Source organism: Shewanella sp. 10N.286.52.E4 (genome assembly GCF_041468785.1).
GTDB classification, from domain to species: domain Bacteria; phylum Pseudomonadota; class Gammaproteobacteria; order Enterobacterales; family Shewanellaceae; genus Shewanella; species Shewanella electrodiphila.
In genome coordinates this window covers 144902-160496 of record NZ_JBFRJJ010000010.1, presented here as the reverse complement: position 1 = coordinate 160496, position 15595 = coordinate 144902, and the positions used below count along the sequence as shown (strand labels likewise).

15 protein-coding genes and 1 tRNA gene are annotated in these 15595 nt (G+C 39.9%); 7 read left to right on the top strand and 9 right to left on the bottom strand.

All coding sequences use genetic code 11. From position 1 onward, the window contains the following. Nucleotides 1-36 precede the first annotated feature (36 nt). A complete protein-coding gene (locus AB4153_RS05795; RefSeq protein WP_371996665.1) occupies nucleotides 37-696 on the top strand; it encodes a thiopurine S-methyltransferase in 660 nt (219 codons plus the stop codon). Between the two features lie 102 nt (nucleotides 697-798). Here the strand turns inward: AB4153_RS05795 and AB4153_RS05790 are convergent, their stop codons facing one another. Next, nucleotides 799-1821, bottom strand: coding sequence for a porin (locus tag AB4153_RS05790; protein ID WP_303514747.1), 1023 nt, complete (start codon nucleotides 1819-1821; stop codon nucleotides 799-801). 486 nt (nucleotides 1822-2307) lie between these two features. Beyond that, complete coding sequence (locus AB4153_RS05785; protein WP_371996722.1) at nucleotides 2308-3366, bottom strand: porin; 1059 nt, start codon at nucleotides 3364-3366, stop codon at nucleotides 2308-2310. Between the two features lie 445 nt (nucleotides 3367-3811). Here AB4153_RS05785 and tcdA point away from each other — a divergent pair, with 445 nt between their 5' ends. Continuing rightward, nucleotides 3812-4606 carry a tRNA cyclic N6-threonylcarbamoyladenosine(37) synthase TcdA gene (gene tcdA / locus AB4153_RS05780; RefSeq protein ID WP_102526665.1) on the top strand — a complete coding sequence of 265 codons (795 nt, stop codon included), beginning with the start codon at nucleotides 3812-3814 and terminating at the stop codon, nucleotides 4604-4606. A gap of 94 nt (nucleotides 4607-4700) precedes the next feature. Continuing rightward, nucleotides 4701-5312 carry a superinfection exclusion B family protein gene (locus tag AB4153_RS05775; protein WP_102526602.1) on the top strand — a complete coding sequence of 204 codons (612 nt, stop codon included), beginning with the start codon at nucleotides 4701-4703 and terminating at the stop codon, nucleotides 5310-5312. 123 nt (nucleotides 5313-5435) lie between these two features. Here AB4153_RS05775 and AB4153_RS05770 read toward each other — a convergent pair whose 3' ends face one another. Continuing rightward, on the bottom strand, nucleotides 5436-5567 hold the full coding sequence (locus AB4153_RS05770; protein WP_065109785.1) for a DUF3149 domain-containing protein: 132 nt from the start codon (nucleotides 5565-5567) through the stop codon (nucleotides 5436-5438). 362 nt (nucleotides 5568-5929) lie between these two features. Here AB4153_RS05770 and AB4153_RS05765 point away from each other — a divergent pair. Beyond that, nucleotides 5930-6014, top strand: a tRNA-Leu gene (locus AB4153_RS05765). 353 nt (nucleotides 6015-6367) lie between these two features. Here AB4153_RS05765 and AB4153_RS05760 read toward each other — a convergent pair. From AB4153_RS05760 to AB4153_RS05740, 5 genes are all read right to left on the bottom strand, one after another. Beyond that, nucleotides 6368-7564 (bottom strand): OmpP1/FadL family transporter, encoded by a 1197-nt coding sequence (locus AB4153_RS05760; RefSeq protein WP_371996663.1) that lies wholly within the window; start codon nucleotides 7562-7564, stop codon nucleotides 6368-6370. A 75-nt stretch (nucleotides 7565-7639) separates the two neighbouring features. Beyond that, nucleotides 7640-8629, bottom strand: a complete 990-nt coding sequence (locus tag AB4153_RS05755; protein WP_371996661.1) for an efflux RND transporter periplasmic adaptor subunit — start codon at nucleotides 8627-8629, stop codon at nucleotides 7640-7642. Nucleotides 8630-8633: 4 nt separating this feature from the next. After that, complete coding sequence (locus AB4153_RS05750; protein WP_371996660.1) at nucleotides 8634-9140, bottom strand: magnesium transporter; 507 nt, start codon at nucleotides 9138-9140, stop codon at nucleotides 8634-8636. Nucleotides 9141-9185: 45 nt separating this feature from the next. Next, entirely contained in the window at nucleotides 9186-9665 is a 480-nt protein-coding gene (locus AB4153_RS05745) for a hypothetical protein (protein ID WP_371996658.1), read from the bottom strand. 48 nt (nucleotides 9666-9713) lie between these two features. Further along, the gene (locus AB4153_RS05740; protein ID WP_371996657.1) at nucleotides 9714-11684 is read right to left on the bottom strand and encodes an alkyl sulfatase dimerization domain-containing protein; all 1971 of its coding nucleotides are present in this window, start codon (nucleotides 11682-11684) and stop codon (nucleotides 9714-9716) included. Nucleotides 11685-11867: 183 nt separating this feature from the next. Here AB4153_RS05740 and AB4153_RS05735 point away from each other — a divergent pair, with 183 nt between their 5' ends. After that, on the top strand, nucleotides 11868-12800 hold the full coding sequence (locus tag AB4153_RS05735) for a LysR family transcriptional regulator (protein WP_371996655.1): 933 nt from the start codon (nucleotides 11868-11870) through the stop codon (nucleotides 12798-12800). Between the two features lie 174 nt (nucleotides 12801-12974). On the opposite strand, the gene AB4153_RS05730 is transcribed toward AB4153_RS05735, so the two are convergent. Further along, a complete protein-coding gene (locus AB4153_RS05730; RefSeq protein ID WP_371996653.1) occupies nucleotides 12975-13535 on the bottom strand; it encodes an outer membrane beta-barrel protein in 561 nt (186 codons plus the stop codon). A gap of 475 nt (nucleotides 13536-14010) precedes the next feature. Between AB4153_RS05730 and AB4153_RS05725 the strand changes: the two genes are divergently transcribed. Together AB4153_RS05725 and AB4153_RS05720 are read left to right on the top strand one after the other, a co-directional pair. Next, nucleotides 14011-14160: a hypothetical protein gene (locus AB4153_RS05725; RefSeq protein ID WP_371996651.1), complete on the top strand. Its 150-nt coding sequence runs from the start codon at nucleotides 14011-14013 to the stop codon at nucleotides 14158-14160. A 22-nt stretch (nucleotides 14161-14182) separates the two neighbouring features. Continuing rightward, nucleotides 14183-15505: an anaerobic C4-dicarboxylate transporter gene (locus AB4153_RS05720; RefSeq protein WP_371996649.1), complete on the top strand. Its 1323-nt coding sequence runs from the start codon at nucleotides 14183-14185 to the stop codon at nucleotides 15503-15505. Nucleotides 15506-15595: the final 90 nt, after the last annotated feature.

Genomic DNA, 15595 nt, shown 5'->3' with positions numbered 1-15595 from the left:
TGAAGCCCATTAGTTACTGAACAAGGGTTTGTTATCATGGAGCCGAGCTTTTGGCACGAAAAATGGGATTTGAAACAAATTGGATTCCATCAACCTCAAATTAATGAATTTCTGCTTAAGTATTGGTCGCGTTTATCGCTAGAACCATCTGCGGAAGTATTTGTACCTTTATGTGGCAAATCCCTAGATATGTGTTATTTAGCGGAGCAGGGCCATAGTGTGCTTGGCTGCGAGTTAAATCAAATTGCTGTCGAAGACTTTTTCAAAGAAAACAACCTACCAGTTAATCGTCAAACTCACGGTGAACATCAAGTTTACTCAACTGAGCAGGTTTCACTGATCCAGGGTGATATTTTCACCTTAGCTAACGAATCAACCCATTCAATTAACGCATTTTATGATCGCGCCGCACTCATTGCGTGGCCAGAAGCCATGCGCCAACAGTACGCTAAAAAACTGGCTGAACTTATTCCTGCTGGCGTTAAGGGCTTATTAGTGACACTGGATTATGATCAATCTGCGCTCAATGGCCCGCCATTTGCCGTTAGCCCGCAATGGATAGAGACGCATCTTGCTGCTGATTTTGAGGTTGAGTTACTTGAGTGCGCTGATGTGCTTGCTGACAATCAGCGTTTTGTGAAAAAGAATGTTCCTTGGCTTAATGAAGCGGCTTATGTGTTAACCCGTAAAGGGTAATCTTATTTGTTAAGTTCACTAAAATGACACCATAAAAAAAGCGACCTCGGGGTCGCTTTTTTTGGTATAGCTTTATTGAAATGAGCCTAGTGACTCAATCAATTAGAAGTCGTAACGCATACCAATAGTGAAGATATTGTCATCTTCTAAATCGATTTTAGCGCCAGCAACTTTGTGGTCACCTTCGTACATAGCGTAGTGGCCATATACTAGCGTTGACTTAGAGATACGGTAGTCAGCACCGACAGTGATTGAAGTTACGTTGATGTCAGAACCGTCAACTTCTGCAATGTTGCTGTAGTATTTACCAAAACCAGCTTCATCAACGCCATATTCAGCTTTCAAGTTTACGCCATTTAGGTTGTAAACTACGTTTAAGAAGTAAGAATCACCTTCTTGATCAGTAGTTTGGCTTTCAGTGTTTTGGTATAAACCGCCCACTTTGAAATCACCTAGTTTAACTTGAGCAACAGCACGGTAAGCATCGATGCCACCAATAGTGTTGTAAGCCGCTGCTACATAGTAGTTTTGAGCTTTAAGTTTTTTGTCACCAATGGTTGCACTTAGTGCGTACTGATCTTCATAAGATTCGTTGCCATTAGCGTCTGTGTAGTTATCTTCCATTAGGTAAGTCGCGTTTAATGTAACTAAATCAGCGATTTTTGGAGAGTAGTACCAGATACCATCAGCTTTACGGAATTGACCACTTACAAGACGGTCAATATCAGCATTGGTGTTACCGAAAACGTCAACGCCGCCTTCTGCTTGCTTGAATACTGTGTCGTTACGACCCACTAAAACTGTACCGAAGTCAGATTTTAAACCTAGGAAAGTATTACGAGCCTTGAAAACATCTGAACTTGAAGACGTGTTTTCAACTTGGAATTCCATTTGGTATAGCACTTCGAAAGCATCAGAGATTTTTTCGCTGCCTTTTACACCAATGTGAGAGAAGTTGTTTTCGAATACAGTACCTTCTTTTCCTTCTTGAGTCGTTGCACCAGTGTCAGAATTGGTCACAGCTAAGTCTAAACGACCGTAAAAGTTTGGGCCTTCAGCTGCAGCGCCGAAAGAAGTTAATGCAATTACTGAGGCTACAGATGCTGAGATTAGCGTCTTTTTCATCTTCATACTCCCTTTAGAACCTGAGGTTCTATCCCCTTTAAGTGGGGGTGTTTTAGTGAATTTCAGTCACGGAACTATCTAAATAGTAATAGGTCAACGACGTGAACTTGAGAGGATTTTTACAGGTTTGAGCTGTTTAAGTTGTGGGCTATGTCAAACTTTATGGGATAACGTAATGTTTTGATGAAAAAATGTGACAAGTTCGATACTTTTAGCCATTAGTTAACACCAATATAGCAAACTACCTATTTATAGAGGTTCCACAAATTGTCAATATCGTGTAAGGCTTGGTGTAGTTGACTTTCTGGTTAGTTAAGTTGTAGCTAAAGTGTTAAGTTTTGTGGCTTGTGTCAGCTAGAGTTATGCAGTTTTGCATATTGGAAATTTCAATTGGAATGTCTAGGGCAAAAAAAAGCGACCTAGTTAGGTCGCTTTAGCAATTGCTTAACAATTCGTTGTAATATTTTTCAACAGCTTAAGGACAGTTTAGAAGTCTAAACGAACACCAACTGTGAAAATATCATCACTTAAGTCTTCAACAACACCATTTAGCTTCATGTCGCCATCGTACTTAGTGTAGTGTCCGTATACTAATGTATTAGCACTTAAACGGTAATCAGCACCGATGCTGAACTGCTGGATTTCAACGTCAGATACGTCTTTGCGTGCATCTAACACGTTGACATCACTTTGGCTTTCTAATTGACCGGTGCGGCGGTCAACGATTTTACCAAGACCTGAATCATCGTAGCCGTACATTGCTTTAAGCTTTAGGTTGCCCATTACATATGCAGCATTGATGAAGTAAGAGTCACCTTCTAGGTGAGCTAACTCGCTTTTTAAGCTTTCAGTGTTTTGGTATAAGCCACCAACAATGAAGTTACCGAATTTAGCTTGAACCACACCACGGTACGCTTCGACATCTGTAATACCATCTTGGTAAGCAACAGCGGCATAGAAGTTTTGTGACTTAAGTGCTTTATCACCTAGCGTTGCACTTAATGCATACATTGAATCACTTTGTGACTCATAGTTGTCATCCATTAAGTAAGTTGCGTTGAACGTCACTATGTCAGCAATTTTTGGAGAGTAGTAGCTGATACCGTCTCCTGAACGCGTTTGACCTGCTGCTAATAAATCGATATCAGAGTTACTGTTACCAAATAAATCGAAGCCACCTTCAGAAGCTTTGAACACAGTGTCGTTACGACCCACTAAAGCCGTACCTGCATTGGTTTTAAGACCAATAAAAGTGTTACGAGCTGCGAAAGTATCGCCTGAGTTATCAAAGTTACTTACACCGAATTCCATTTGGTAAAGAATTTCGAAGTTTTCATTGATTTTTTCACTGCCTTTAACACCTAACCAAGAAAAGTTATTCTCGATAACTGTGCCGTCTTTTTGATTTTGTGTCGCAACACCTAAATCAGAATTTGTTAATGCAAGATCTGCGCGACCATAAAAATTTGGGCCATCAGCTAACGCAGTGAAAGAGGTCATTGCTGTGCAAGATACAATAGCAGCAGTGATCAGGTTTTTTTTCATCATCTTAATCTTCCTTTGGTAAGGGCTTGATTTTGTTACGCACTCATCAGTTGTGCGCAACATTGATAACAATAGCGACTCGCTAATAATTTAGCGGTAAGCGCTATTATTTAGGATCCTTTATCTGCGGCTGATACTGACATAAAAGCTTCACTAAAAAGTGTGATTATTGTCACTAAAGGCTGGTTTTATTCGATATGTATCATATTGATTTACAAGGTTTACGGTTATGGGTAACATGTTTTTTAGCTTGTTTAACGGTAAATCAATTAAGTTTACTTAATTGGCGTCTGTAGGTAACAACTGTGTCGTATGGTTATTGAATTCAACGAAAGTAATAATAAAGACATCGACTCTCATTTTTCACTGTTCAGTTATATCGGTTTGTATCAGTTTCGGATAAAATATCGCCCCTTTATTAGTGAGTACTCAAGAGCGTTACATGTTGTCAGAATCTTATTTAAATCGTTTTGGTGGTATAGGCCGTTTATATGGTCAAAATGCACTGCAAAACTTTGCAAATGCTCATGTTGTTATCATTGGTATTGGTGGGGTAGGGACCTGGGTTGCTGAGTCATTAGCCCGAAGCGGAATTGGGCAGATTACCTTGATTGATTTGGATGATATCTGTGTCACTAATATTAATCGCCAATCCCATGCGACGACATCAACAGTGGGCGAATCTAAAGTTGAAGTGATGGCACAGCGTATTCGCGACATCAATCCTGAATGTGTCGTCAATGAGATTGAGGATTTTGTTACTGCTGACAACCTAGCAGAGTACCTCGGAACTAAAAGCGATCCTTTATCGATCGATTATGTTGTTGACTGTATTGATGCAGTAAAACAAAAAGCCGCGTTAATTGCTTGGTGTAAAAGAAATAAACTCAAAATTGTCACTGTCGGCGGCGCTGGTGGGCAAACTGATCCCACTCAAATCCAACTTACCGATCTAGCTAAAACGATCCAAGATCCATTACTTGCTAAAGTGAGAGGGATTTTACGTCGTGAGTATAATTTTACTAAAAATGTCCAACGACGTTTTGCTGTCGATGCGGTGTTTTCTACTCAACACCTGGTTTACCCTCAAAGTGACGGTTCAGTATGCAGTACTAAAGCGACAGCAGAAGGTAGTATGCGTATGGATTGTGCATCAGGGTTCGGCGCTGTGACAATGGTTACAGGCACATTTGGCTTTATTGCTGCGAGTCGTGTGTTAGCAAGGCTAGCTGAAAAGTAAGTTATTGTTTTAATAAGCTGATTAATGCGTACTATTTGGCATCAAAATTGCTTTTGAAGTATTAGATTCAAAAATCTGACACTTTGGAAGCGAGATGATGAAAATTAAATTAGATAACTTAAAATTTGCCAACGCAAAGCGTGTGCTTGTCAGTGTAATGCTCTGGTGGGTTGTTGCTTGTGCTGTATTGTTGTTTGCCCCTTCTCATGTCTTGCAGACTTTATCGTTAGATAACCTAGTGAACGAATATGGTCATTTTATTGGCCTAGGTCTCATTGTCGGCGCAGCTTTCTTCTTAAGTCAGTTATTCACTTTTGTTGTTGATGAATCTATTAATTATTTACGTGAAAAACGCGCGATAGAAACCATTGAGTCTAAAGTTAAATTGCTGGATCCTGCTGAGCGTGCATTGTTGCGTGAATTCTTCCTTCAAGGTGCCACTATTTTGGCATTACCTCAAAACGAACTGGCGGTGAAGGGATTAGTTGCGACGAGTATTCTTGAGTTAGTGGGTAATGAACGTCATTACGCGATACAAGGCCCGACAGCTGAGTATAAAATTTCGATGAAAGCGAGAGTGTATTTGAATCGCGATGTATTACGATTACCTGCTGGTGAGCCCAGTAAAGAAGAATTGTCGCATTTGATTAAAGCCAGGCCGCAATTCATTAATGGTTTAGTGCAACCTAGAAAACATGCTGCTTAATCACCAACCATGATCACTTACCATTGATTTCATGTTTATTAGGCAGAAAAATGGGGGCTAATTGCCCCCTAATTATTTGCTAAAAAACACAAAAAAACTGACTAAAATAAAAATAAGTAACACCTATTTCTTTGGAGCCGACTTCACTATAAACATCCACATCATGTACGACATAATTCCCATAGTGCAGAAGATGACAATCATAGATAGCAAACCTATTGCATTACCAAACATTAAATCTAACCAGAATGCCATTTTATTATCTCCTTTATTGTGAAGTCATAAATAACATACTAGATACATCTTTTAACAATTATGATCTCGATCAATTAACTTGTCGGTTATTGCTAGAATGCTAATGTAATGAATTAAAAATTAGTAAACTCTGCAATCGATCACTATTTACATGGTGTCGAGTTAGAAGCGAATTTTCGAAAGGGACGTGTGAGCTGTTGTTTAGAGTCAGCTTAGCGCAGCAAAGAGCGCTGGTTGAATGAGATTTGAGCTGTTGAAAGTAAATAGACTAAATAGCGCATTAAAGAGCTTGCCATTGTTAATGGCCTAGGTATAATTCTGACTCTCGATTGAGCCTAGCTCTGTTGAGACATCAATATGATGCCGGTGTGGTGAAATTGGTATACACGACGGATTCAAAATCCGTTGCTTTCGAGCGTGGCGGTTCAAGTCCGCCCACCGGTACCATCTCTCTAACCTACTATTAAATAGTAGGTTTTTTTGTTTCTGGGCATCCAGAATCAATGTGTAACCTCCAATATTTACCTCAAAAACCTCCAAGTGTGACGATTTTTTGCCAAGAAATAATTTGGCGCCTGCTGTGTTGTCTTTTTTGCTGTGTGCTATTTGCTTTGATTTGATTTGATTTGGCGTGGTTGTTTTGGACTAATATGAGCTGGGCTGCTTAGGGGCTAAAGTCGCTAAAAACTAGCTTGGTGTTTTTGGCTAAAGTTCAGTTAAGCTACTTTGTTGAAAAACTGACAGGCAGTATATGCCCCGTCAGTGTTATCGAAAAATATTTTATAAGCTGTTCTTTACAGTTAAAAACGATAGTTTGTCATCAAACCAAAGAAGTGAATATTTGCTGAATAATCTCCTCTAAGCGTTGAATTTGCTAGCTGAAATTCAATACTTGGGGTTCCTACGTCAAGGTATTCATAATAAAAATTCATGCGCCAGTTCTGGTTTAAATCATATGTGGCACCAATTGCATATTTCCAAAGCTCGCCAGTTGGCACATCTGGGTATTGCATCCTTGGGTCATCTTGCGGTGATGATTCATAAGATATACCACCTTCTAGTCGCCATTTATCGTTAAGTTGATAGTAGCCCCCAACGCTTGCGGTTACTGTGTCATCCCACTGCCTTTGGATCTCGACAATACGGGAATCCAGTTCAATATCGGTTGTTGCAACAGAGCTAAACTGGGTCCAGCCTAAACTCCATAGCAAAGCCGTTTTGTCAGTGACATTATGATATCCACTTAAAGACGCAGTGGCAGGCATAATGATACCAACTGAAGAGTCAAGCCCTTGATTGGAAATGGTTAAGTTACCATCCATGCCATGTTCTATTTCTGAACGGTATGAAAAGCCGAGTCGATGATCATCGTTAAACTCGTACAGTCCACTTAAGGTATAGCCAATGTTTAGATCACTACCCGTTGCTTGGGTCTTAAACTTGTCAGTTCCTGCAAAATTTTGTTCAAGCTGGCCGTACTCAGCAACTAGGCCAACACCCAGAGATAACTGCTCGTTAACTTTATAAGCGACACTTGGGTTTAACTGTACGGTAACGAGCTGAGCGTCTTGCAACAATAATGCGCCCGGAAAGTCAGCCCCGTAATCAATGACTGATCCACCTGCCGATACCAGAGCAATACCTGCACTCCAACTATCATTAATTGGTGTGACGTAATACATAGCACCTGCTGGCATTGCTGTTCCAGCTTGAGTTGAAGATTCTCCGCCAGCAAATATTCCATCAGAACCAGTATCAGTATATGCAATGTCTGACACCATGCCTTGTATATTAAAAGCTAAGGTGGGCTGAGTAATCTTCGTCATAGCAGCTGAGTTTGCAAACGCGGTTTCTGCACCTTCTGCCAAAGCTTGAGCACCGGCGCCTGCCGTACTTACATTCACGCCGCCCAGCTCTGGGAACATATAAGCCCCTGCCAATGCATTGTTTGCCACTAATAATGATAAAAGTAACGGTACTGTGATTTTAGTATTCATGGATAACCTTATTAATTCGTCTTTACTAATGTAGTTAACAGGTACTCGCCTCTGTTATGAGGCGAGCCTGAAAAGTTACATCGCATTTAAGTAGGACTTGTATGAATGAAGACGAACCGTTGCTGCGCCAATCACATCGATAAAACTGAAAAATGGGTGTGGTTTGTTTGCTGCAATCCAAGCAGAACCCGTTGCGCCAATTGGGATAATTTTGCCTTCAGGCTCAAAAATCTCAAGAATCACTGTACGTCCATGACTACTGGTATTGGCACCAACATGTTGTCTAACACTTTGTGGCCCTTGAATTGGTGAAATCGATGACTCACCTGTACCAGCCGTAAAGCTGTGAACGCGAGCTCGGAATACTTCACCGGGATAAGCATCAACATAAAATTCAGCAAATTGTCCTTTTTCTACGTAGCGAAACGTTTGATCAGGAATGCGCATTTCAATAAACTTTTTGCCAGTATCATAAAGGTGCATATTACCTACACGGCTTCCATCTGCGACATTTACGACTGCTACCTGGCCATCAAACTGAGCTCGAACTGTTTTTCGGCTTTGCTCAAAATGGGTTTGCTCCAAGTCGGCATGAAGCGATATGAGAGTTGCCTTGGCAATACGCAGTTGTGATTGGTAATACTCAACGTCTCGTTTTTTAAAAATGTCTGGCGATGTCTTTGTTCGCTCTAAATCTCTAATAAACTGGGCGATACTTTCTTCTTGCGTAACGATTGAGGATTTAATTTTTTCAACTTCAGCGTTAGATTTAGTGTCTACAAGGGTATAAATAATTTCGCCTTGTTTGACGATTTGGTTATGACGAACATGTACTTGATCAATTTCCTCACCGAACAAAGGCGATAGCACTGCATGAGGTGCTTTGACGGTTGAGGAATAAGTTAAATCAACCGGCGCCCAAAGGCGTGAAAGTACGCCCAATATAACCAGAATTAATACGCCGCCAGAGACAATCCAAAAGCAACTGCGTAAGGTCCATTTAATGGCACCTGTTGATACGAGTATCCACATTAATAAGATGTAAGGGATCATGACTTCTTTCATAGTATTAGTCCTCTACCTTGTTTATTTCATTCGAGGTGTTTTTTAAGTCGTTGGTTTTATTTCGACTGTTTCTAATCACGCTGCTTATGGACTCACCAATTTCAGACCAGTTGGCAAAAGCGATAATGATGGCTAATACCCACCAAGCTTTATGGATGAACAGGCCACATAATGACAATGCAAACACTAGCTGGACGTGAGAGCTGTGCATTTTTTCTGTGCGATGGACTGCCACTTCATGTATTGACCAAAGTAGATAGATAACAAAGATGACCAGGGCAATGGTGACTGAAAATAAGTAGCCACTGAAATACTCTGAGTTAAACAGAATCATCATGGTGTCATTTGGCGTATTAGTAAAAAGACTCATATCGATATCTTTAGAATTAATGAGCCCCATAGGCGCTAATAAATATGCGCCACCAAGCATCAATGCCATAAAGGATACGAATTTGATAAGCACCATAAAGACGGTGGCTAGTTTAGATAAAATGGTTTTAATTACGTTCATAACATTCCTTAGCAAATGCAATATGCATTAATTACCGCGAGCCGATTAAAATAAATCTACAAACCATCGCTCGAGCATTGCTATGTCTTTGGCTTGCCCATTGATGCGGACTAAACCAAGCGTTTTTGCATCAGACCAACTAAGTTGTTTAGTGGCTAACGCCTCAAGTACATCTAGCTCAGCGATTAGCAATAGCTCAGTAGGTGAGGGCTGTGTTTCTCGGTGTTGTAATTTGGTGTGCTCAGAAATCAAGACTTCACTGTAATGGCCTTTTACTGGCTCAAATAAACTGAAAGAAACTTTTTGATTGCTGTTTGATAGCACCTTAGTGAACTGGTAAACCTTGACGTGCTCAGGGCTTTTTAAGCTATTGAATCTACCGTTTTGTCTTTCATTAACGGTGTTTTCAAATACTGGAAGTGACCCTGGTTCGGTGACAAGGAATAAACCTGTGTCTTGGTGTATGCCGCATGCATTTGCGAAAAATGGCACCCAACATATAAGTAATAGTAATAGACGAGACATAGTGACCACCTAAAACGGAGGGGCTATACAGCCCCTCTAGTTGACGTGTTATCGAACAATTAATTTAAGTTCTTCTGGCGTCATTGGTTTGTCGAAGTAACTCATGAACAATCCAAAATCTTTGATATCGCCATTAGTAAACTTGAACTTGCCTGAGCCTAAGTTTTCGCCTATCACCTGTTGTGCTTTAGGACCTGCAATCAGGATTTGGTTTAACACTTTCCGAGTGGTTTCTATCTGGATATCCGCACCTGAGTATGGTGTAGTATGTAACTGTGCAATACCGTTACGGATTTCAATAGTCATTGACTCATTGGTGTCAGCAAACTTGTATGTCATCGCAGTTGCAACATTGAGTGTTTTTTCTGCAATTAATGTTGCTGTCATCATGTCGAAAATTTGTGCGCTAGGTAGTGCAGTTAATACATCTACAGAGGCAAAGCTAATCAGGTTAGAAAAATCACGTGTACCCTCTAACTCAGCTGATGCATTTAATGCCCAGTTACGCCAGTTGATGTTCACTTGATTTGCTGCCCATTCTTTATAAGCTTTAGCTTTCATTTCACGTGCTTCAGTGTCTTGCTTGTTGATCGTAATTGGGTACGACAAGATCTCTGCTGCAAAGGTGTAGTTTTCAGCAGTTATTGCTGCTTTTGCTGTTTTAATGATGTTGTCTCTACCACCCATTAATTCAACAAATGCTTTTGCGCGTTGCTCGTATGCCATTGGCTCTAACTGCCATGGATCAGCTTCAAAGAAACCTACATAACCAACATAAATTTGACGAACAGCATGAGCGACAGTGCCGTAATGCTCACCAAGCCAAGGATGTTCAGCTAGATGCTTAGGCAGTTTTACTACTTCAACAAGTTCATCTGGTGTCATGCCTTTATTCATGTAGCGAATAGATTGGTCATGGGTATATTGAATTGCGTCACGGTAAGAAGTTAATACGTTTGCTACTGCTTCTTTACCTTCAACTGGGCGTCCGTGAGAGTTGATCATGATTTCAGTATCAAAACCACGCATTACATCAATGCCTTTAAACCACATTGCAGGATCACGGAACTTGGTCCCACGAATAGTGTGTAGGTTCGGGAAGTTCTCACCTTGTAATACTTCTGCTGCATGAAGTATTTTTTGGTTAGGCAGGTAAACAACAACTTCGTCTTTTGTTTCTGAAGGCACGTTGACTATTTGTAGTTCAACACCTGCGATAGTGATGTCTAAACGATCTTTCAGGGTGACATTTGGCTCAATGAATGAGATATCACCTTGCATGAAGCGAGGGCCTAAACCGTCGTTCACTGTACCGTGTTTGCCTTCTTCAACATGTTTTGCGCCTGTGTAAGATGTGCGGTGACCAAATAAGGTGCCTAGATTTGAAGACCAGTTAGCCACTGCTGCAGTTAGTCCTTCTTGAGCAATAATTTTCACTTCGCCTGATGCGACTTCTTCATCGGTTACCCAAGCACGAACACCAGAAATGTGGTCAATGTGGTTATGAGAGTAGATAATGGCTTTAACAGGTTTGTCGGTGATTTCTCTAAAAGCATCTCTCACAGAGGCAGCCATTTGTACTGACTCACCTGGATCGACAATGATAATGCCGTCATCACCTTCAATCATCACAGGTGTATCTAGACCATAACCGTATCCAAGAAATACGTTATCATCGACTTGAATGATGGCTTGATCCATTTTACGACTATGCTTTGTTAGCGCGTCATGTACTAGAGGAGAGTCTTCAACATAAGCTAATGTCTCACCTGTTTTAGAAAGCACTTTAATGCGCTCGCCTTTACCCCAAAACAAATTAGATTCATGTTCAAACAACACACCATCGTTATAGCGCTTATTAAAATCAATGTTTTGATAATGTGCGGCTGAACTTGTTTGCAGAGACTGGCCTGTTGCCGATTCGGCTTCAGTAGTTGGAGTTGCAAACGCGACAGATGCAGGGATCAGTGCAGAACTGATCGCGACAGAAATTAACAGTTTTTTCAGTGAAGAAGTCATGTGATACCTCAGATTATTGAACTAATATGAATTTCTTTTATTTAATGACGTCATGTTAATTCGATAGTAATCTTTGATATATACGATATTACGATATCGTAATATCGTAATTACGATATATTGCTATTGTGAAATATTGCTATTGCGAAATATTAAGACCCCCACGGATATTCAGGACAGCAAATGAAAAATGATATTCCTAACTTTAACCTGCTCGCTGTGTTTTCACAGGTCATGGAAGATGGCAGTTTAAGTAAAGCAGCAGAAAACCTGAATACTAATCAGTCTACAGTGAGCACCATGCTTGGAAGGTTGAAGGAGGAGATTGGGCAAGATCTGTTCATCAGAAAAGGCCGTGGGGTGGTGCCAACAAGTTACTCACTTAGTTTGTATCAACAAATTCAAGCTCCGATAAATCAACTTAATGGTGTTTTTACTTCGTTTGGAAACTTTGACCCATTGCGTTCTAGTCGCCGTTTTGTGCTAACAGCTCCTGAACATATGCAAGGGGTGCTATTAAAGCAGTTTTCATTAATTGAAAATAAAGGTATATCACTGGAAGTCTTTGACCAAATGGATAAAGACGATAATTTTTATGAGGTGTTGTTACAGCAAAAATTTGATTTGATGATTGATATTTTGCCGTTCGAACACCCCAATGTTGAAAGCTTGAAACTATTTGATAATGAGTTCGTGGTGATATGTAGCGAGGAACATCCTAGAATTCAAGGATGTATTTCAGAGCAGCAATACATGCAGGAATCGCATGCTATTTTAGAGAGAACTCGTAACCATCTCTATAGCTTAAGTCACTATACCAACCTTAATTTGTCCAAGCGTAAAGTGGCTTATCATGGACGCTCACTTTTTAGTAACTTATTGGTTGTTAGTCAGTCAGATTATATTAGTGTCGTGCCACTTTCTTTAGCTTTACAATTTAAGGAACAGCTAAAGTTGCAGTTATTTCGCCCTCCTTTTGAATATAAGAAAGTATCAAATTATCTTATTTGGTTGAAAAAGCTCAATCAAGATCCTGCTCATAGCTGGCTTCGAGATGAATTGGTCACGATCTCTAGTAAGATTCATAATTATCTTCAAGAGAACTTTCCTGAGTAAGTTTATAGGTGAGTATTAATTTGCGAAATGAAAGTATGCTTTGGTTCTTTGGTTCTTTGGTTCTTTGGTTCTTTGGTTCTTTATTTAGACATACAAAAAAGCTCAGTAGCAAAACTGAGCTTTTTATTCTTTTGATTAGATGGAATGTTCTTTATTGAGGCATTCCGCTAAAGATTAAAATTTATAATCAATGGCTAAATAAACTTGTTGGGTATCATTTAATGAGAATGTACCGGTATTAGCGCCATTGGCAACATCTTTTTCGTAGTCTTGTTTCAGGTATTGGTAACCAATTTCAGTCGACCAGTTGTCGTTGATGTTGTACATAAAGCCTGTTTGACCACCCCACACAAAATTGTCACCAGAGCTTAAATCTGCTTCCTTGATACTGGTATGAGTCATACCGGCTGTTGCCCCCACAAACCAGTTAACATTACTTTGTCCGAGTGGGACTAGGTAATCATAAGATAATAAGAAAGTCTGCTGTTTACCTATGTCTTCAGAGTTGTAGCCATATGTACCATATACACGGCTATTGTCGTTAATATACTTACCAAAACGAAGTTGATAGGCCATATCTCTTTCGTTCTCTTTAACAGAAGAGTCTAACTGCGTCGTCTCGTAAGCATTCTTTTGGTATCCAGCCGCGCCACCAACAAACCAATCAGATGCCATTGCTGGGACAGACATCATTGACGTTACTACACCCGCTAAAATAAGTTGTTTAGTTTTCATAATCACTCCAAGTAAAAATAGTTATTTCGTTTTGTTGGAGCAATCATAGTCTGACTAAGCTGTATCAGAACTGAATGAGTTTAAGAGTAAAAATAAATGACTTGTTGGTGATTTAATTAATAATACTATTTCTATTAGTTAGTGGATTCATTATTATAAATAGATAAGTTTGTAGTGATTACCCTAAATAAATTCAATTCCTCATATATAACTACTGTTATTCAATTCTAGCTTTAACAGTAATTTAAACCTTATTTCAATATTATTAATTGCTAATTTAATATGTTGTCTTTTTTGATATGTTTACTTGGTTTTCTGTGATTTTTAAATTGGAAAATTAGTGCTTTTGATCGGTATAGGTGTGAGCAGATCACAAATTTAACAAGCTGTTGTTGAAATCCTTGCGCAAGGTCACTGTATGGTTTTTAGCTGATATTTGATGTGCTGCATTTGATGTATAAACAAGATGAAGGCTGTGAAAATAATAACCACTCTGTCAGCCTTCAACTGTATTTTCTTTGTTTATGCTAATGATAATATGCGATTCCTACAACGCATAGATAACCAATTTGTTTATGACATAGAAAATGAATTTAATGCAGCAGGAGTCGCTGCAATTACTTAATGTTTGCTAAGGAGATTAGCTAATGTTTTATGTTCATATGCTGTTGTTGTTGGCGGTAATATTTGTTGGTATTCGCCATGGTGGCGTCGCGTTCGGTTTATTAGGTGGATTAGGCGTTTCTGTTTTAGCGTTTGTGTTTGGGGTTGCTCCAGGTTCACCTCCAGTCAGTGTTATGCTGATTATCCTTGCTGTTGTGGCGGCATCAGCGACACTTGAAGCCACTGGCGGTCTTAAACTACTGGTTAAATATGCTGAAAAGCTATTAAGAAAACACCCAAATCAAATTACTTTCCTCGGTCCTTTGTGTACTTATTCATTAACAGTGTTAGTAGGAACCGGTCATTCCGTGTATCCACTTTTACCAGTGATTTATGATGTTGCTTATAAAAAAGGTATTCGTCCTGAGCGCCCATTGGCAATGGCTACGGTTGCTTCGCAAATGGGGATTACAGCAAGTCCAATTGCTGCTGCTGCCGCAGTGGTAATGGCGACTGCAATGGATAATAGCCTTGATATTAGTTTGATCAATGTATTGTCAGTCACTATCCCTGCTACCTTAATCGGTGTGCTTGCAGGTTGTGCATGGAGTTTGAATCGAGGTAAAGATTTAGATAAAGATGAAGCGTTTCAACAACGCCTTAAAGATGAAGAGTTTCGCAGTAACCTAATTGATCCTGATGTAGAGTCTAGCGATCAAGCGCATACCGATTCGGTTGCTAAACGGGGTCTGTTTTTATTCTTAGCGGGTATCTTATCAGTCATCATGATTGCGATGTTCAGCAAGGAAGTGTTGCCAGAAGGCGTGAAAATGTCGGTAGCAATTCAGTTTATGATGTTATCTGTTGGTGCGATTATATTATTGGCAACTAAGGTGTCACCGCAAAAGATTGTTAATAGTAATGTCTTTACTGCAGGAATGACTGCAGTGGTGATCATTTTTGGTATTGCATGGTTAAGTGACACTATTATTGGCCATCATAAAGCCTACTTAGTGAGTTCGCTCAGTGATTTAGTCAGTGCTTACCCTTGGTCATTTGCTATTGCGATGTTTATGGCATCAATCTTCCTTAAAAGCCAAGCTGCAGTACTCACTATTATGTTCCCACTAGGGTTTGCGCTAGGTATCCCTGCACCTGTGCTTATTGGTGTGATTCCGGCGTGTTATGCCTACTTTTTCTTCCCATTCTACCCAAGTGATTTAGCCGCAATCAGCTTTGATAGATCTGGGACAACGAATATTGGCAAATATGTTCTTAACCATAGCTTCCTTATCCCGGGTTTTATCGGAGTCACGACAGCAACGGTATTAGGTTACTTTATTTCGACATTGGTGATTAACCACTAAGTGATGTTATGAGTAGATAAATTGTCTGAATAATCTTTGATGTTTCAGGTATAAAAAAGCCCAGCAATTGCTGGGCTTTTACGTTAAAGC